General features: G+C 48.0%; 16 protein-coding genes and 1 pseudogene. 7 read left to right on the top strand and 10 right to left on the bottom strand.

Annotated elements, in window-relative coordinates:
* The first annotated feature begins 51 nt into the window (after positions 1–51).
* Complete coding sequence (locus KDK19_RS12345; RefSeq protein WP_257292080.1) at positions 52–2,214, top strand: malate synthase G; 2,163 nt, start codon at positions 52–54, stop codon at positions 2,212–2,214.
* 83 nt (positions 2,215–2,297) lie between these two features.
* On the opposite strand, the gene purB is transcribed toward KDK19_RS12345, so the two are convergent.
* From purB to mnmA, 3 genes are all read right to left on the bottom strand, one after another.
* Complete coding sequence (gene purB / locus KDK19_RS12340) at positions 2,298–3,668, bottom strand: adenylosuccinate lyase (RefSeq protein ID WP_257279755.1); 1,371 nt, start codon at positions 3,666–3,668, stop codon at positions 2,298–2,300.
* Positions 3,669–3,744: 76 nt separating this feature from the next.
* Positions 3,745–4,356 (bottom strand): high frequency lysogenization protein HflD, encoded by a 612-nt coding sequence (gene hflD, locus KDK19_RS12335; protein ID WP_257254854.1) that lies wholly within the window; start codon positions 4,354–4,356, stop codon positions 3,745–3,747.
* Between the two features lie 92 nt (positions 4,357–4,448).
* Complete coding sequence (gene mnmA / locus KDK19_RS12330) at positions 4,449–5,597, bottom strand: tRNA 2-thiouridine(34) synthase MnmA (RefSeq protein ID WP_257254853.1); 1,149 nt, start codon at positions 5,595–5,597, stop codon at positions 4,449–4,451.
* 256 nt (positions 5,598–5,853) lie between these two features.
* Between mnmA and KDK19_RS12325 the strand changes: the two genes are divergently transcribed.
* From KDK19_RS12325 to clpA, 3 genes are all read left to right on the top strand, one after another.
* Entirely contained in the window at positions 5,854–8,085 is a 2,232-nt protein-coding gene (locus tag KDK19_RS12325; protein ID WP_257279497.1) for an NADP-dependent isocitrate dehydrogenase, read from the top strand.
* Between the two features lie 308 nt (positions 8,086–8,393).
* Complete coding sequence (gene clpS, locus KDK19_RS12320) at positions 8,394–8,777, top strand: ATP-dependent Clp protease adapter ClpS (RefSeq protein ID WP_257292079.1); 384 nt, start codon at positions 8,394–8,396, stop codon at positions 8,775–8,777.
* A gap of 20 nt (positions 8,778–8,797) precedes the next feature.
* Complete coding sequence (gene clpA, locus KDK19_RS12315; protein WP_257254850.1) at positions 8,798–11,098, top strand: ATP-dependent Clp protease ATP-binding subunit ClpA; 2,301 nt, start codon at positions 8,798–8,800, stop codon at positions 11,096–11,098.
* A gap of 37 nt (positions 11,099–11,135) precedes the next feature.
* Here clpA and infA read toward each other — a convergent pair whose 3' ends face one another.
* The 3 genes from infA to aat all read right to left on the bottom strand — a co-directional run bounded on the left by infA (position 11,136) and on the right by aat (position 12,910).
* Positions 11,136–11,354: a translation initiation factor IF-1 gene (gene infA / locus KDK19_RS12310; protein WP_252180026.1), complete on the bottom strand. Its 219-nt coding sequence runs from the start codon at positions 11,352–11,354 to the stop codon at positions 11,136–11,138.
* A 130-nt stretch (positions 11,355–11,484) separates the two neighbouring features.
* Positions 11,485–12,195, bottom strand: coding sequence for an arginyltransferase (locus KDK19_RS12305; RefSeq protein ID WP_257254849.1), 711 nt, complete (start codon positions 12,193–12,195; stop codon positions 11,485–11,487).
* A gap of 25 nt (positions 12,196–12,220) precedes the next feature.
* Entirely contained in the window at positions 12,221–12,910 is a 690-nt protein-coding gene (aat, locus tag KDK19_RS12300) for a leucyl/phenylalanyl-tRNA--protein transferase (RefSeq protein ID WP_257254848.1), read from the bottom strand.
* A 158-nt stretch (positions 12,911–13,068) separates the two neighbouring features.
* On the opposite strand from aat, the gene KDK19_RS12295 reads away from it, so the two are divergent.
* From KDK19_RS12295 to KDK19_RS12285, 3 genes are all read left to right on the top strand, one after another.
* Positions 13,069–14,523, top strand: coding sequence for an aminoacyl-histidine dipeptidase (locus tag KDK19_RS12295; RefSeq protein ID WP_257254847.1), 1,455 nt, complete (start codon positions 13,069–13,071; stop codon positions 14,521–14,523).
* Between the two features lie 256 nt (positions 14,524–14,779).
* Positions 14,780–15,178, top strand: coding sequence for a hypothetical protein (locus KDK19_RS12290; protein WP_257254846.1), 399 nt, complete (start codon positions 14,780–14,782; stop codon positions 15,176–15,178).
* A 277-nt stretch (positions 15,179–15,455) separates the two neighbouring features.
* Entirely contained in the window at positions 15,456–15,752 is a 297-nt protein-coding gene (locus KDK19_RS12285) for a 4a-hydroxytetrahydrobiopterin dehydratase (protein WP_257254845.1), read from the top strand.
* Positions 15,753–16,059: 307 nt separating this feature from the next.
* Here KDK19_RS12285 and KDK19_RS12280 read toward each other — a convergent pair whose 3' ends face one another.
* The 4 genes and pseudogenes from KDK19_RS12280 to KDK19_RS12265 form a co-directional block, all read right to left on the bottom strand.
* Positions 16,060–16,554 carry a class I SAM-dependent methyltransferase gene (locus tag KDK19_RS12280; protein ID WP_257292078.1) on the bottom strand — a complete coding sequence of 165 codons (495 nt, stop codon included), beginning with the start codon at positions 16,552–16,554 and terminating at the stop codon, positions 16,060–16,062.
* Positions 16,555–16,610: 56 nt separating this feature from the next.
* Positions 16,611–16,967, bottom strand: coding sequence for an SH3 domain-containing protein (locus KDK19_RS12275; protein WP_257254843.1), 357 nt, complete (start codon positions 16,965–16,967; stop codon positions 16,611–16,613).
* 3 nt (positions 16,968–16,970) lie between these two features.
* Positions 16,971–18,152, bottom strand: a complete 1,182-nt coding sequence (locus tag KDK19_RS12270; RefSeq protein WP_257254842.1) for a VWA domain-containing protein — start codon at positions 18,150–18,152, stop codon at positions 16,971–16,973.
* A 9-nt stretch (positions 18,153–18,161) separates the two neighbouring features.
* A pseudogene (locus KDK19_RS12265) lies at positions 18,162–18,779 on the bottom strand (AAA family ATPase); the annotation flags it as partial.
* Between the last annotated feature and the right edge of the window lie 53 nt (positions 18,780–18,832).

Genomic DNA, 18,832 nt, shown 5'->3' with positions numbered 1-18,832 from the left:
ATGGGATTCCTGCTTTTGCTCGGCAATGATCAGGTAGTAGCTTTCTGATGTATTCAGATCGGAGGTTTGCAGGTAGCGGCCCCTATCCACAATCTTTTGGTTGAAGCTATCGAGGGCACTGGAGTGACTCCAGAGGCCTTCTGGTCAGGTTTTGAGCGTGTTTTGGATGAGTGCGTCGTTGAAAACAGGGCTCTGCTGCAGAGGCGAGAAGCTCTGCAAAATCAAATTGATCAGTGGCACAAAGAGCATAAGCAGCAGCCACATGATCCTTCTGCCTATAAACAGTTTTTGTTGGAAATTGGATATCTACAATCTGAAGGCGGAGACTTTGAGATTGCGACGGAAAATGTTGATACAGAAATTGCATCTCAGGCCGGACCTCAGCTGGTTGTTCCAGTGATGAATGCTCGTTTTGCCCTGAATGCAGCGAACGCCCGTTGGGGAAGCCTTTACGACGCGCTGTATGGTACCGATGCTATTCCGGAAAATGATGGTGCTGAACGCGGCAAGGCCTACAACCCCGTCCGGGGGCAGAAGGTCATTGCTTTTGGTAAGGCGTTGCTTAATCAGGCGGCACCTCTGGTCAAAGGAAATCATTCCGAGGTAACTGGTTATGCTATTAAGGAAGGCGAGTTGGCACTTTCTCTGGGAGATGGTAGTGTCACGGCGCTGGCTCAGCCTGAAAAGTTTGTTGGCTACACAGGGAGTGAAAATGATCCCGGCAGCGTTCTGATCAAAAACAATGGCCTCCATATTGAGATTCAAATTGACCGTCGATCCCCAATTGGGGTGACCGATGCTGCTGGGGTGAAAGATCTGGTGGTAGAAGCAGCTCTTACAACCATCATGGATTGTGAAGATTCCGTGGCTGCCGTAGATGCCGAGGATAAAGCACTGGTTTATCGGAACTGGCTCGGATTAATGAAAGCTGACTTGCAGGAAACGTTTGTTAAAGGTGACAAAACCTTAACTCGCAAGCTGGTGGCTGATCGCAACTATACATCCCCTGCAGGTGAAGCGTTTTCTCTGCACGGTCGGAGCCTGATGTTTGTTCGAAATGTCGGACACCTGATGACCACTGATGCCATTCTGGATCATCAGGGGAATGAGATTCCGGAAGGCATTATGGACGGCATGTTCACTTCACTGATTGCCATACACGATCTTAAAAAGCAGAAAGGTATCAGAAACTCTCGCACGGGCAGTGTTTATATTGTTAAGCCAAAAATGCACGGACCTGAAGAGGTAGTCTTCACCAATAGGTTGTTTGGTAAGATTGAGGAGGTTTTGGGTCTGAGGGAGAATACCCTGAAAGTTGGTATAATGGACGAGGAACGTCGTACTTCTGTTAATCTCAAAGCTTGTATCCGGGCTGCCAGAGATCGCGTAGTCTTTATTAATACAGGCTTCCTTGATCGTACCGGAGATGAAATTCACACCAGTATGGAAGCTGGTCCAATGATTCCAAAAGGTGAGATGAAGCAGTCTGCCTGGATCAATGCCTACGAGGATCAAAATGTTGAAGTAGGTCTTGATTGTGGTCTGGCCGGTCGAGCCCAGATTGGTAAAGGTATGTGGGCTATGCCGGATGAAATGGCCAAGATGCTGGCGACTAAAATCGGACATCCCCAGTCAGGAGCGAATACGGCCTGGGTGCCTTCACCTAATGCCGCGACGCTGCACGCAACACACTATCATTCCGTATCTGTCATTGAAGTTCAGGAGTCTATAGCTGAGCGTCAGAGAGCGAGTCTGGATGATCTTCTGACTATACCTCTGCTGCAGGACAGGTCTTCTCTGACAGAAGATAGGATTCAGCAGGAGCTGGACAACAATGCCCAGGGTATTCTCGGTTATGTCGTTCGTTGGGTAGATCAGGGTGTGGGTTGTTCAAAAGTGCCAGATATCCATGATGTAGGCTTGATGGAAGATCGTGCAACACTGCGCATTTCCAGTCAGCATATGGCTAACTGGATGAGGCATGGTGTTTGTTCTGAGGAGCAGGTAATGGATGCCTTGAGGCGAATGGCTAAAGTAGTCGATGAGCAGAATGCCGGGGATCCTGAGTACTGCCCTATGGCTGTCGATTATGATGCCAGTGTCGCTTTTAAAGCGGCGTGCGAGCTGGTCTTGAAAGGTTGTCAGCAGCCCAATGGTTACACTGAACCGGTGCTGCATGCGAGAAGGCGTGAGTTTAAAGCCGCTGCAAAATGAAATAGCTGAACGGTTATCAACAAGGCCCTCAACTGAGGGCTTTGTTGATTTGAAACAGTCTGCTTCACTTCGCTATCGTCAGATCAGATTGCTTTGGCTTGAGTGGCTGCGTTACCCACATAGTTGCCAGGTGTCAGCTTCTTCAGTTCTGCTTTTACCTCAGTTGGCATGTCCAACTCATCAATAAAGGTTTCCAGAGTTGTCCGGGTGATACCGTCCTGACCACGAGTCAGAGCCTTGAGTTTTTCGTAAGGCTGGTCGATGCCATAGCGGCGCATGACGGTCTGGATAGGTTCTGCCAGAACTTCCCAGGCATTATCCAGGTCTTCATTCAGACGGTCGGCATTGGCCTGAAGCTTGCCAATACCTTTCAGAGTGGAAGCGTAGGCAATCAGGCTGTAACCTAGGCCGGCCCCCAGGTTGCGCAGAACGGTTGAGTCTGTCAGGTCACGCTGCCAGCGGGAAACAGGCAGTTTCATTGCCAGATGCTGCATGACGGCATTAGCAATGCCCAGGTTGCCTTCAGAGTTTTCAAAGTCAATTGGATTGACTTTGTGGGGCATAGTAGAAGAGCCTACTTCGCCGGCCACGGTTTTCTGCTTGAAGTATCCCAGAGAGATGTACCCCCAAATGTCACGATCAAAATCGATCAGGACGGTGTTAAAGCGACAAATGGCATCAAAAAGTTCAGCGATGTAGTCGTGAGGCTCAATCTGGGTGGTATAGGGGTTCCATTCCAGGCCCAGGCTGGTGACAAACTTTTCAGCATGATGCTGCCAGTCAACTTCAGGGTAGGCGGACAGGTGAGCATTGTAGTTACCTACGGCGCCGTTGATTTTGCCCAGTGGGGTGATCCGGATTATTTGCTGAACCTGACGGCGTAGACGGTAGGCTACGTTTGCCATCTCTTTGCCAAGCGTAGTGGGAGAGGCTGTTTGTCCGTGGGTGCGGGACAGCATCGGTTGATCGCTATGCTGATAAGCAAGGTTTTCGATTTCTTTGATGATTTGTTGCATCGGCGGCAGTACCGCTTGTTCCATGCCGGTCTTCAGCATCAGTCCGTGGGACAGGTTGTTGATGTCCTCGGAAGTGCAGGCAAAGTGAACAAACTCACTGATAGCAGACAATTCGTTGTCATCTTGTACCTTTTCTTTGATCAGATACTCAACGGCTTTAACATCATGGTTGGTGGTGCGCTCAATTTCCTTGACGCGCTGGGCATCTTCAAGGGAAAAGTTGTCGATCAACTGGTCCAGGAGGGCGCTAGCTTCGTTGGAAAGCGCCGGAACTTCACAGATTTCGGGGTGACTGGCCAGTGCCTGTAACCATTTAACTTCAACAGTTACCCGGAAGCGGATCAGGCCATACTCACTGAAAATGCTTCTCAGGCTTTGGGTTTTGTCCCCATAGCGACCGTCGACGGGGGAAACAGCAGTCAGTGCAGACAGCTCCATGTTTAACATGCCTTATGCTCGTAGAAAGGGCGCATCATAACGGAAAACCGCCAACGATGCAGGGTGGATGATTCGGTTATAGCTGATTCAAGCCATTCAATAGTTTTTTTCTGCTGAATAATAACTGCCAACGGCTACCACCTGTCTGGCGCCACAGGATGGCTGACCGTATCCCGGCAAATAAAATGGCGCGTATCTTGTCAGCATTGCCAGGGTTCTGCAGGTGTTGGATATCGCCTGAAACCTGTACTCTTGTTTTAAAAGTACTGATGGTATCGAGATAAATACTGGCAAGGTTGGCAATTACATTCTCATGAAGGATGCCAAAGTGGTTGGCCTGTTCCTTGCAGCGCTCCAGGCGCTGGGAAATCTTACTCAGCATATTGCGATTGCGGGAAAGTTTGCGTTCGAGGTGTATCAGGGTCAGTGCGTAGCGGACGGTGTCGGCCTGGATTGCGTCGGCCTGACGCTGGAGGACGTCGTTTAGAATTTTTCTGCCAGCGAGTAGACTCTGGTAGCCATTGAAGACATCTTCGACACGGTCAGGAGTGGTGACAAACAGGCTGCCAATCAGCGGCTCCAGCGACTCTTGACTGATTTGCCCGCTTTTGGCCAGACGTTCTACAAGGCCAGCAGCCTGGAAAATGGCTGAGAGGGCAGCTGCCTGTTCCTTTGTTGTGTATTGCACCTGAGTTTCTCTACCTTATGCGTGCTTTCTCTATCCGGAAGGTCGCCTGCTTCCGGATTTGGAGAGTTGAATTCGTAGAACCGATTGATGGCTTATTGAATGTGGGCTTCACTCAGAGAGTGGTGCCTGGTTTCAATGACTCCGCCGCCCAGACAAATATCATTTTGGTAAAAAACGACAGATTGTCCCGGGGTAACTGCTCTTTGGGGTTTGTCAAAAATCACAAAATATCTTCCGTCTGTCTTTTGCTCAAGGCGGCAGGCCTGGTCCTGCTGGCGATAGCGGATTTTGGCGGTTAACCTGGCTGGCAGTTCGGGCGCTGAACCTGCGATCCAAAATATTTCACAAGCAGTCAGGGCTTCTGAAAACAGCATGGGGTGATTATTGCCCTGTGCAACGATTAGCCGATTGTTCTCAAGGTCTTTATCAACGACATACCAGGGGGATTCTGAAGCGCCTTTCAGTCCACCAATGCCAAGGCCCTGTCTTTGGCCAATGGTATGGTACATCAAGCCCAAATGCTCGCCAATTATTTCACCCTGATCGGTCGCAATGCTACCTGGCTGAGCCGGAAGGTATTGTTTCAGGAAGTCACGGAAGCGGCGTTCACCAATAAAGCAGATGCCGGTACTGTCTTTCTTGTTGTGGGTGGTTAGACCGTGTTTTTCTGCAATGCGGCGAACTTCAGGCTTTGCTATTTCTCCCACTGGGAACAGGGTTCTGGCCAGCTGTTTGCTGCCAACCTGATGCAGGAAATAGCTTTGGTCTTTGTTGGTGTCAAGACCCTTTTTTAGACAAGCCTGACCATTAGTGCTGTCGCTGCGAGCGTAGTGGCCCATGGCGATATAGTCAGCTTCCAGTGTCTGGGCATAATCCAGAAAAGCCTTGAACTTTATCTCCTTGTTGCAGAGGATGTCAGGGTTAGGGGTACGTCCGGCCTTGTATTCCTGCAAGAAGTGCTCGAAGACGTTGTCCCAGTACTCAGCAGCGAAATTAGCTTTATGGAGTTTAATGCCGATTCTGTCACAAACGGCTTGAGCATCTTCCAGATCGGTCATGGCTGTACAGTATTCAGTGCCGTCATCTTCCTCCCAGTTTTTCATGAACAGGCCTTCTACCTGGTAACCCTGCTCTTTGAGCAGAAGTGCAGATACGGATGAGTCTACACCACCGGACATGCCCACGATTACACGGGTGTCCTTGAAGCTTTTTTCAGAAAAATTGGTACAAGTGTCTATCATGGTTACTGTATGGCTGGATCAGGAAGCCGGGCATTGTACCTGTCCGGCAAATTCACTTCTATAGAGTCTTTCGATGCGCAAACAGAAGATTGTGTAGCAAAACTACATTTATTCCTTACGCTCATTGGTATATCTTATAGGCGATAACGTCAAAAGCGTTACGGGGCTGTGCAAATAAAGTGATAAATAGTGGTCGTCAAACTCCACTTAAACCCCTCCGCAGAGGCACCACAGCCAGTTGTTTTTTGGAGATAACATGACAACAGATACAACCAGAATTATTTACACTATTACCGACGAAGCTCCCGCCTTAGCCACCTATTCACTGCTCCCAATCATCAAGGCTTTTACCCGAGCCGCTGGCGTAGCTGTTGAAACCAAAGATATTTCACTGGCTGGTCGAATCATTGCTAATTTTCCTGAGAAGCTGAGTTCAGAACAAAAACAGAGTGATGCCCTGTCTGAGCTGGGTGAACTGGCCAAGGTGCCTCAGGCAAACATCATCAAGTTGCCAAATATCAGTGCTTCTATTCCGCAACTTACGGGCGCGATCAAAGAGCTTCAGGAGCACGGTTATGACATTCCGGATTTTCCTGTAGAGCCTGGGAATGCTGAACAAGAAGCGATCAAAGCTCGCTACGCTAAGGTGCTTGGTAGTGCGGTAAACCCGGTTCTCCGTGAAGGGAATTCAGATCGCCGTGTTGCAGCTCCTGTCAAAGAGTATGCGAAGAATAACCCTCATTCTATGGGTGTCTGGTCTGCTGATTCTAAATCTCACGTTGCTCACATGCAAAGCGGTGACTTCTACTCCAGTGAACAGTCAGCTGTTATGCCCGAGGCAACAGATGTAAGAATAGAATTTGTTGGCGAGGACGGCTCTGTTTCTGTACTGAAACCGGTCACGAGCCTGCTGGCTGGTGAAGTTATTGACAGTGCTCTCATGAGTGTGAAGGCTTTGAGAGCATTCTATGAATCTTCTGCTCAGGAAGCTAAAGAGCAGGATATTCTTCTGTCACTGCACCTCAAAGCCACCATGATGAAGGTTTCTGACCCGATCATGTTTGGTCATGCAGTCACAGTCTTCTTTAAAGATGTGTTTGAGAAGCACGCTACCTTATTTTCAGAGCTGGGTGTTGATCCAGACAACGGTCTCGGTGACGTTTATGCCAAGATTGCCAAACTACCTGCTGACCAACAGGAAGAAGTAAAAGCGGATATTCAGGCTGTCTACAACACCCGTCCTGAGTTGGCAATGGTAGATTCCGATAAGGGTATCACTAACCTGCACGTACCGAACGATGTCATTATCGATGCGTCTATGCCTGCCGCCTTGCGCTCTTCAGGTCAGATGTGGGGTCCCGATGGCAAGCTGCATGACACTAAAGCCATGATTCCTGATCGTTGCTATGCAGCCATCTATCAGGAGGTCATCGATTTCTGTAAGAAAAACGGTGCTTTCGATGTTGCCACCATGGGCAATGTTTCCAACGTAGGTCTGATGGCTCAGAGAGCAGAAGAATACGGTTCTCATGACAAAACCTTTAAGGCGCCTGCAAACGGCATTATCCGTGTTGTAGAAGAGTCCGGCAGCACAGTGTTTGAGCACAATGTTGAAGAGGGTGACATCTGGAGAATGTGTCAGACCAAAGATGCGCCGATTCGCGATTGGGTCAAGCTGGCTGTTAACCGTGCCCGAGCAACAGGTGCTTTGACTCTGTTCTGGTTGGACCAAAACCGTGCTCACGACGCCAACCTGATTGCCAAGGTTAACGAATACTTGAAGTTTCACGATACTAAGGGCTTGGATATCCGTATTCTGTCTCCGGTAGAGGCTTGCCGCCTCAGCATGGAAACTATTCAGGCGGGTAAAGATGCCATTTCCGTAACCGGTAACGTTTTGCGAGATTACCTGACCGACCTGTTCCCGATCCTGGAGCTGGGGACCAGCGCCAAAATGCTCTCTATCGTACCTCTGCTGGCTGGCGGTGGTCTTTTCGAGACCGGTGCTGGCGGTTCTGCGCCCAAGCACGTCCAACAGTTTGTTAAAGAGAATCACCTGCGTTGGGACTCTTTGGGCGAATTTCTGGCTATCGCTGTATCGCTTGAAGACATTGCGGTTAAAACCGGAAATATCAGGGCCCAGATCTTGGCTGACACATTGAACGCTGCAATTGGTCAATATCTGGATGCTGACAAGTCACCTTCGAGAAAAGTGAAAGAGCTGGACAACCGCGGAAGTCATTTTTACCTGGCTCAGTTCTGGGCAGAAGCACTAGAGGCGCAGGAGGCGGATCAGGATCTCAGCAGTAAGTTTTCCGTTCTGGCAAAAGAGCTTGTTGAGAAAGAAGAGCAGATTGTCTCAGAACTGACAGCTTGCCAGGGTGGTGCTGTTGATCTGGGTGGCTACTATGAACCGGCTCCAGCTAAAGTCACTGAAGCCATGCGTCCAAGCGCTACCTTTAATGCAGCAATTGATGGTCTGATTTAGTTTTTGATCTTCTTTCTGTGCATAAAAAATGGCTGCAGACTTTCACTGTGGTCATTTTTTTGCCTGTCAGATCAACTGATTATTTTTCTGATTCTTTGTCTGTTTTATTTCGGCTGTCAGTCGATGGTATTAACGAAGTCAATAGCTTTTGAGATGACGATTGAAGTAAATAGTTTTTCTTTGCTCTCAGCGTGTTTAGAATGGAGGTCAGGGCGTTGTGCTTTTGACGTTTGTACGTCTCGACACCTGGTTACAGGCGGTCCAGAGCCTGGTTAATTAAGCTGTAAATTCACCTGGAAGCGAGTGCAATGCAGCAGATAGCAGTTCATCAATACATGAGTAATTTTGAGTGGCTTCGTCTAAGCTTAGAAAATGATGGGACAGAGCAGGAAGGCGATCATGATGTCGCACTGGCACCAGCTAAAGCCAGAGTCAAACCGCCCGCTATGTATCAGGTACTGCTCTTGAATGATGATTTTACACCGATGGATTTTGTGGTTGAGGTCCTGGAGAAATTTTTCAGCATGAATAGTGAACAGGCGACACAGGTCATGCTGATGGTTCATACGCAAGGCAAGGCTGTATGTGGATTATTCAGCAAGGATGTGGCTGAAACCAAAGCCCGGCAAGTCAACGAGTACTCCAGAGAATTCCAGCATCCCCTGTTGTGCAAAACAATTAAGGCCGATTAGTGTTCTCAGGGTAATATCATATGCTCAATAAAGACCTCGAACTGACTCTTAACAGTGCTTTTCGTGATGTAAGAAGCAAGCGGCATGAATTCATGACCGTAGAACATCTGCTCCTAGCACTGCTTGATAATGAATCCGCATCCCGAGTATTGTTAGCTTGCGGTGTGCAGACCGAAAAGCTGCGTAAGGAGTTGATTGAGTTTGTTGATTCAACAACCCCATTAATACCTGCCAATGATACAGAGCGAGAAACCCAACCCACTCTCGGTTTTCAGAGAGTTCTGCAACGAGCTGTTTTTCATGTGCAAAGTTCAGGAAAAAAAGAAGTCACTGGTGCTAATGTTCTGGTCGCAATATTCAGTGAGCAGGAGAGTCAGGCAGTTTATTTTCTGAAGCAGCAGGACGTTGCCCGAATAGATGTCGTGAATTATATCGCTCACGGTATTTCCAAAATGCCTGGTAATGAGCTGGAAGAATTGGGTGGTGAACTCATGGAGGAAAACACCGACCCCGAATCTGCCGGAAAAGACCCGCTTAAGAATTATGCTACCAACCTGAATGAGCAGGCACGTCTGGGTAAGATCGATCCGCTGGTAGGTCGTGCAGAAGAGGTTGAGCGTGTTTCCCAGATATTGACACGCCGTCGTAAAAATAATCCTCTACTGGTTGGCGAAGCTGGTGTTGGTAAGACAGCCGTTGCTGAAGGTCTGGCAAAAAGAATAGTGGACGGAGAAGTGCCTGAAGTGCTCTCCAGAGCGGTGGTTTATTCCCTGGATCTCGGCTCCTTGTTGGCGGGAACCAAGTACCGTGGTGATTTTGAAAAGCGATTCAAAAAGCTGCTCAGCGAACTTAAAAAGCTCGATAACGCCATTCTCTTTATTGATGAGATTCACACCATTATCGGTGCAGGTGCTGCATCCGGTGGTGTTATGGATGCTTCTAATCTCTTAAAGCCGCTTCTGACTTCCGGTGATCTTCGTTGCATTGGTTCAACGACATTTCAGGAGTTCCGGGGTATTTTCGAAAAGGATCGTGCTCTGGCCCGTCGCTTCCAGAAAGTGGATATCAGTGAACCGAGTGTTGAAGATACCATCGATATTCTCCGCGGCCTCAAGAGCCGCTTTGAAGAGCATCACACTATTGAATACAAGGATGATGCTTTGAAAGCCGCAGCAGAGTTGGCCAATCGTTATATCAACGATCGTCATATGCCTGATAAAGCAATTGATGTTATTGATGAGGCTGGAGCTTACCAACGTCTGTTACCAGAAGAAGAGCGCAAGAAGATCATTGAGGTGGGCGATGTCGAAAGTATTGTTGCCAAGATTGCCCGGATTCCGCCTAAATCTGTCTCTTCTTCTGACAAAGAGTTGCTCTCCAAGCTTGAAAGGAATCTCAAGATGGTGGTCTTCGGTCAGGATGAAGCAATTGTTTCTCTTTCAACCGCGATTAAATTGTCACGTGCTGGTTTGAAGGCACCTGATAAACCGGTAGGGGCTTTCCTGTTCTCTGGGCCGACAGGTGTAGGTAAAACAGAAGTTTGTCGTCAGCTGGCCAAGTCCATGGGGGTTGAGCTGGTTCGTTTTGATATGTCGGAGTATATGGAAGCTCATACAGTATCAAGGCTGATTGGTGCTCCCCCGGGTTATGTCGGGTACGATCAGGGTGGTCTTTTGACAGAAGCGATCAATAAGACACCTCATTGTGTTCTGTTGCTCGATGAAATTGAGAAGGGGCATCCGGATGTGTTTAACCTGCTTCTGCAGGTGATGGATCATGGTACCCTGACAGACAACAATGGTCGTAAAGCTGACTTTAGAAATGTTATCCTGATTATGACGACCAATGCCGGTGCTGAAACCATGACTCGCAGTTCTATTGGTTTCACTGAGCAGGATCATACGACAGATGGTATGGAAGCTATCAAGAAAACCTTTACACCGGAATTCAGGAATCGCCTTGACTCTATCATTCCCTTTGACTCACTGACCGAAGATACCATCAAGCATGTTGTTGATAAGTTCCTGACAGAGCTTCAGGCACAGCTTGATGAAAGAATGGTTCAGATTGATGTTGATGATGAGGCACGTGAGTGGCTGGCAGAAAAAGGTTATGACCGCGCGATGGGTGCTCGTCCGATGGGGCGTGTTATCCAGGAGCACCTCAAGAAGCCCCTGGCGGAACAGATCCTTTTTGGCAAACTGTCTGAGAACGGTGGTTTTGTTCGCGTGACTGTCAAGAAAGGAAGCCTATTCCTGAAGTTCGAACCCGCTAAAAGCCTGGCTTCGGATCTTGAAGTAGTGGATGGTGAGCAGGGCTGAAAAATGCCAAGAGAGGGACAGGGGTGAGGGGCCCCTGTCAGCGGGAACGGTAGGTGATGCGGCCTTTGGTCAGGTCATAAGGGGTTAGCTCAACTTTGACCTTGTCACCTGTCAGAATACGGATGTAGTTTTTACGCATTTTGCCTGAAATATGCGCGGTCACAACGTGGCCGTTTTCCAGTTCTACACGGAACATGGTGTTAGGCAGGGTGTCGATGACAGTGCCTTCCATTTCAAGACTTTCTTCTTTCGCCATTTAAAGTTTGACCTCGGGAATAGAGCGTTGGCTGAATAAATCTGGCAGCATTCTGCCTGAAAACCAACTTTAAAGCAAAGTGAACCCGCTTTTATCCATCTAAATTTATTCTCAGTGTGGGGTGGGCCAACTACTTCAGAGTAACCCAGTGGTTGTTAACATAGACTTCCAGAGGGCGGTATTGAATTTTGTAACTCATTTTTTTGCAGTTTTTGATCCAATAACCCAGGTGAAGGTGCTTAAGGCCCAACTTTTTGGTTTCTTCTATCTGCCAGAGAATACAGTAACTGCCCAGACTTCTGTTTTGGCTGACTTCAGGATCATAGAAGGTATAAATAGCAGAGAGTCCATTCGACAGCTCGTCGGTGACAGCAACAGCCACCAGTTTTTCGTCCAGCCAGAATTTGTAGTAGCAACAAAATTCAGGACAACCTACGAGGAAGGACTGAAACTGTTCCATAGAGGGAGGGTACATGTCGCCATCGCGATGCTGTATGGCGATGTATTTTTTGTAAAGCTGATAGGTTTCATCATCGTATTCGGCTTCGGATCGAGTGACTACGATATCCTGATTTTTTCTGATCAGCTTTTTGTGCTTGCGTTTCGGGTCAAACAGATTAACGACGACTCTGGCCGGAATGCAGGCATTGCAGCCTTGGCAGTGAGGCCTGTATACGTGACGACCACTTCTTCGAAACCCAATGTCGGCCAGGTGTCGGTAGAGTGCCGGATCCAGATCTTTGTCGGGATCCATAAATAATGTTATAGCCTGCTTGTCCTCCAGGTAGCTGCAGTTGTGTGGCTGGGTTGCGTAGAATTTAATATCTTTAAGTGCGCTCATCAGCTTCGGCCGTCCATTGCCCTATCTATTTCCAGTGTGCACTGGTTGCGGGCGTTCGGCAACCGTCTTTCAATGCATTGAGAAATGCATCCCGGCTGATCATTCTTGCACCCAGAGACTCCAGATGGGGGCTGTATACCTGGCAATCGATCAGATGGAAGTTTCTAATCAGTAATTCTTTGCATAGCATAATCATTGCAAGCTTTGAGGTGTTGGTTTTGAAACTGAACATGGATTCGCCAAAGAATACTTTGTCAATTGCGACACCATACAGTCCGCCCGCTAACTTATCGCCTGACCAGACTTCCACCGAATGGGCCAAACCTTCTCTAAAAAGCGTTGTGTAGGCTTCTTTCATTTCTTCGATGATCCATGTGCCTTCCTGGTTGTTTCGCGGAGACGAGCAGGCCGTCATCACCTCACTGAAGGCTTCATCAAAGCTGACTCGATAAGGGTGCTTTTTCAGAAAACGTTTCATTGAGCGGCTGATGTGCAGCTGGTCTGGATAAAGAACCATTCTCGGGTTGGGAGACCACCAGAGAATGGGTTCGCCTTCGTTGAACCACGGAAATATACCCTTCATGTAAGCTTCAGCCAGTGTTTCAGGTGCAAGGTTACCTCCCATCGCCAGGAGACCATCAGGGTAATCCAGAGCCTCATGAACGGCAGGGAATTGAGGTTTATCGGGATCAAGTAGAGGAATCGTTTTGTGCATTATTTCAATAATCGGGTTAAAAAATAGACTAGATTTTCGGCTATTCAACGGATCGGTACGGTAATCTCAGTCTTTGATGGGTGTATTCACTAATGGGCGCTCGTTCTCTCAGAGATTATTTTCATATACTCCTTACCTCTCATCAACAGGAGATAGCTGTGACCCAGCTTGTTGAATTATCCCCTCAACCCATTTGGCGACACTTTCAAGCGCTTTGCAAGATTCCCCGCCCCTCCCGGCATGAAGATGCTGTTCGTGCCTATGTAAAGCAGTTTGGTGAGAGTCTTGGTCTGGATAGTCTGGTAGATGAAGTGGGCAACGTGATCATCCGCAAGCCAGCGACTCAGGGCATGGAAAATCGCCGTGGAGTAGTTCTCCAAAGTCACTTGGATATGGTGCCTCAAAAAAACGCAGATACGGAACATGATTTTACCAGAGATCCTATCGAGGCATACGTCGATGGCGACTGGGTTACTGCAGAAGGAACCACTCTGGGGGCGGATAATGGTATTGGTGTTGCGGCCGCTCTGGCAGTGCTAGAGTCGACGGATATTCCTCATGGTCCAATTGAAGCTCTCTTTACGGTTGATGAAGAGAGTGGTATGACCGGTGCTCACGGCCTGCAGCCCGGCTTGATGAAGGGTGAGATCATGCTGAACATGGACTCTGAAGACGAAGGAGAGCTCTATGTTGGCTGCGCTGGCGGTGTCGATGTTTCTGTTTCTCACAGCTATCGGGAAGAGCACCTGGAAGAAGGCTACAGCAGTTTCAGTCTTTCTCTGAGAGGCCTGAAAGGCGGTCACTCTGGCGTTGATATTAAACTGCAGCGAGGTAATGCTAACAAACTGATGGTGAGGCTACTGAAAGCGTTATCTGAAGTAGGTGCCAGAGTGGCATGCTACTCCGGCGGTACGCTCAGAAATGCAATCCCGAGAGAAGCCTTTGTGCAGCTGGCTATCCCTTCAGACAGTTGCGAAGAAGCGGTCCGTATTGTTGATGAGTGCCTGAGTGTATTCAGTGCAGAACTGGCAGAAGTAGAGTCAAATCTGAGTCTTATTATGCAAGCGTCAGAACCTGTTCAGAAGGTAATGACCCGGGCGGAACAGAGTCAGTTGTTGAATACCCTGCATGTCTCTCCAGATGGTGTTCACCGAATGAGTCTGAGTGTGGAAGGTGTGGTGGAAACGTCAAATAATCTGGCGATCATCAAGATAAAAGATGGCCAGATTACCGTTGAAAATATGGTGCGAAGCCTGATTGACAGTGCCAGGGAAGAACATGCCGAGAGCATTGCCGGTTTATACCGGTTAATGGGGGCTGAAGTCAAAAAGCAGGGGGCTTACCCGGGATGGAAGCCTAATAACGAATCCGCTATTTTGAAAACTATGGTGGACATTCATGAGCAGCTTTTCGGCTACGAGCCTGAGATTAAAGTAATTCATGCTGGCCTGGAGTGTGGACTGCTGGGCAGTGCCTATCCAAACTGGGATATGATTTCATTTGGTCCAACCATTCGGTTTCCTCATTCACCGGACGAAAAAGTCCATATTCCGGCGGTTGAAAATTTCTGGAACTACCTGATAAAAACACTGGAAGCCGTGCCAGAGGCCTGATTGACCCATAATGCCATCAGAATGAGCAAATAAACTGGCAGTATTGTAAAAAATTGTGTAGATTGCTCTTTCCTATGAGGGGTAAGTGTAATAAACTTGCCCCCGTCTAAAGTCAGTCTGCTTTTGCCAGCCATTGAATGAAGAACAATTGATCTCATTATCAAATATTCCCCATACATGTGTGGATGCCCTGCGCTGGCAAGGGCTGCTTCCTATTGTCATCACTTCAAACTCTTTCCGGAGGTAGGTAATTAATATGGGTACCCTGAGCGCGGGAGGCCGTTTCTTTAAAAATGAAGAACTGGACGTTATTGAGCAACAGCGCCTGCAAGCTCTCCTTGAAATCACTGATCAGCACGATAAAGAAGTGACTCAGCTGAAGTCACGTCTTGATGCGGCTGAGCAGAAGGCTGAAAAGCTGAATAAGCAAGTCAAGAGCGCTGATAACGAGCTGAAAACGCTGCGAGCCAGCAATCCTGATCGCATGAAGAAACAGATCAAACGTCTGCAGGAGCAGAATCGAACTCTGACCACAGAGAATGGGACACTGAAAACCAAGCAAAAGCAGCTCACTCAGCAGCTCAATGCCAGTAAGCAGGAACTGGAACAGCTCCAGGCTGAAAAGGTTGATCAGGAAGAAAGCGAAGAGGCTTGATAAAAGGCTCTTTATTAGTTGCAGCAGGCTGTGCAGCGTATGGATATGAGGCTCACACGCCATAAGGCAGTTATGTCTTGAACAGATATATACTGTATAGCCCTTGCTGGTTCCCACATTTACTCATACGGTTGTCATTTCCTTCCGTAGAGGATTCGATCAAAGTCCAAAATTCATTTATTCTTCTGTGGTTAGCACTATAAACTCCGTTTTATCATCAGTGTGCTTTTTCGCCATGAGCATTCGGTTGAACAATAAACCATCAAGAGGGCAATTTATGAGTAACTGGTCATTGTGTCAGTACGAAGGCATTGATCACCTTGAGAAATCCTATACCTTCAAAAAATATTCAAGGTCTCTCTGTTTTCTAAACGCCGTTGCTGGACTGGCGGAATCCTACGTGCATCATCCGAGAATGGTGGTTGAGTGGGGCAAAGTAACGGTTGCATGGGGTACTCATGAGTCTGATGAAGGTTCAGGAGTATTGGCCAGAGATCGCCATCTTGCCCAGGAAACGGACCGATTATTCGAGCTTTTGCAGGTCAAACAGATATCGGACGATATCCGGTTATAAGTACTTCTGGATAGACAGCTTGAACCAGAAACATTGACGTGCTTTATAATCGCCGGAGATGGTCTTTAACTAATAGCTACCTGACACCGCTTCTGTTGAATGTCATGTTCAGCATTACGACGATGAGCATTTTGAGCTATTCTTGCAGGCTTGGATTGGAGCGTAAGCGCCATGCACAGGGAATTGTTGTATGAATCGAGTAGCCCGTATCAGACAATAACAAAAAAGCCGTTAATGCCTCTGAATTTTTGATTCAGCCTCGCGTTGTCAGAAAAGGGCTAATTTTGTTCTCTGTCAAGAAAAGATGCTATCCCTGATATTGAGGTACTAACGGTATTAAATGAATTGATTTGTAGAAAAAGGCAACATCCCGAGCTTCAAAACTAAACACTACCTGCGATCGTTCAACAAGGTATTGAAAAGTTTCTTCTGAGTAATAACAGGCATAGGTAGGTTCATTCTTGTATTGCCATCGGGAAAAGGCTTCCTTATCAATCATCAGTTTGGTCATGAATGCCAGTATTTCACCGGGCTTGATCATACTCCAGAGTTTGGACAGCCAGGCAGCGGGTTGATGGATGTGCTCTATGACTTCAGTCGCCGTAATAAGGTCGTATGTTTTCTCCAAAACTCTCTCATCCGGGAACACGAGATCATACAAAGCCATAGGCCAACCGGCTTCAGCCATAATCAAAGAAAGTGTGGGGCCCGGGCCCGCAGCCAAAGTCCAGCCCCCGCGCTGGATGATATGTGAGTACTCAGAGCACCTGAAATAGTCTCTATGTTTATCTGGCAAGGTCATGGGGTATGGTATTGCACAGTGGGCATTGACTGTTTTCAGGTGTTGCAAATAGTGTATTAACCACTTTCGTGACTGCCTTCAGCGAATTTGGAAATTGGCACCCAGCCCATTTGTTTCTGTTGGTTTTCTACCCAGGCCCAAGCATTAATCTCGCGAACGATTATCAAGTCTTCTCCCATGCTCACACTGAGCTCTCTCGCTGTGTAGTCTTCCAGAGCCATTCCCTGTTTCTGGTTCAAACGTCTTATCAGGGGCAAGGGAGCCCAACCCTCTTTACCTGAGGTGGCAGTGACCCAGATCCATCCGGGAAATTCATTATCACTTTTACCCAAGGTCAAATGGTCGCCTTTACTGAAAGTCACTGGGTCTGGGTAGCATGCCTTATAATCTTCAATAACCTTGACTGTTTTCATAGCTCAGCTTTTAGAGGACAGTTCTTTCATACCCTCTTCCAGACCCTTGATCGTCAGAGGAAACATTCTGCCCTCGAACTGTTCATGGATGATCTTTGTAGAATGGGTGAAAGGCCAGCTGTCTTTATTGATCGGGTTCAACCAGATAGCGTTGTCAAAATGATCCAGAACACGCTGCATCCAGTTGTGCCCCGGTTCATCATTCCAGTGTTCAACGCTCCCGCCTGGTGAGGTGATTTCATAGGGTGACATCTGGGCATCACCCACAAAAATTACTTTGTAGTCTTTGCCAAAGCGATGAACGATGTCCCAAATTTCGGTCTTTTCAGTTTGTCGACGAACGTTGTTTTTCCAGACCCACTCATAGAGATAGTTATGGAAGTAGAAAAACTCCATATGCTTGAATTCAGAGCGGGCACAGGCAAACAGAGCTTCACAGTCTTTGACGTGAGCATCCATCGAACCACCGATGTCCATAAAAAGCAGTACTTTTGCTGAATTGCGTCTTTGCGGAACCATTTTAATGTCCAGCAACCCTTTATTAGCCGTGGATCGAATGGTAGCTTCAAGGTCCAGCTGATCAGGAACACCCTGTCGTGCAAACTTTCTGAGCCTGCGCAGCGCCATTTTCATATTGCGATTGCCCAGTCTTTCGTCGTCATCCAGATTCTGAAACTCCCGTTTGTCCCAGACTTTGGTGGCGCTCTGGTTTCTGCTCTCGTGTTGCCCTATGCGAACCCCCATTGGGTTGTTGCCGTAAGCACCAAAAGGGGAGGTGCCGCCGGTACCTATCCATTTATTCCCCCCGGCATGACGTTCTTTTTGCTCTTGCAGACGCTTCTTCAGTGTCTCCATTAGTTCTTCAAGACTGCCAAGGGCCTTGAGTTTTTCCCGCTCTTCTTCGCTGAGCTGATTGATGAATTCTTTTCTGAGCCACTCTTCCGGTATGGTGGCTTCAAGCAAGTCTTCAACACTCTCGATACCGTCGAAAAAAGCTTTGCAGGCTTTATCGAAGCGGTCATAGTGACGTTCATCCTTTACCAGTATGGCCCTGGACAGTTGATAGAAAGCTTCGGTATCCGCAAACACCACATGGGCCTGCATCGCCCTGAGCAGGTCAAGATATTCCCGGGTACTGGCCGGGACACCAAAGGCGCGAACTGTATCGAAAAAGTGAGTCAGCATCGGTTCACCTTATCGACGGGTCATAAAGGCGAGTCGTTCCAGTAGTTGAACATCCTGTTCGTTTTTAACCAGAGCTCCATAGAGTGGTGGTATAGCGCTGCGAGTGTCACGGTTTCTGAGTACATCGGCAGGTATGTCGTCAGAGTTAAGTAACTTGAGCCAGTCAATTAGCTCAGAGGTAGAAGGTTTTTTCTTCAGGCCGGGGATATCCCTTAATTCAAAGAACATCTGCAAAGCTTCGGAAACCAGACCTTGCTTCAGAGTGGGGAAGTGAACATCGACAATCTGCTTCATGGTGCCCGGATCAGGGAAGCGGATATAGTGGAAGAAACAACGTCTCAGAAACGCATCCGGCAGTTCTTTTTCATTGTTACTGGTGATGATCACGATGGGGCGTTGTCGGGCCTTGACGGTTTTTCGGGTCTCGTAAACAAAGAACTCCATCTTATCGAGTTCCTGAAGCAGATCGTTGGGAAACTCAATATCAGCCTTGTCGATTTCATCAATGAGCAGAACCACCTGTTCATTGGCTTCAAAGGCTTCCCACAATTTACCTTTGACAATGTAATTACTGATGTCGTGTACTTTTTCATCACCCAGCTGGGAGTCACGCAGTCTCGAAACCGCAACGTCCTCTGCTGATCAAGGGCGAACCCGGAACCGGAAAAACCATGCTCGCA

The sequence above is a fragment of the Endozoicomonas sp. ONNA1 genome, from assembly GCF_024606325.1.
In the GTDB taxonomy this organism is placed as follows: Bacteria; Pseudomonadota; Gammaproteobacteria; order Pseudomonadales; family Endozoicomonadaceae; genus Endozoicomonas_A.
The sequence above is the reverse complement of the archived record's forward strand: the minus strand, read 5'-3'. Positions and strand labels throughout refer to the sequence as shown.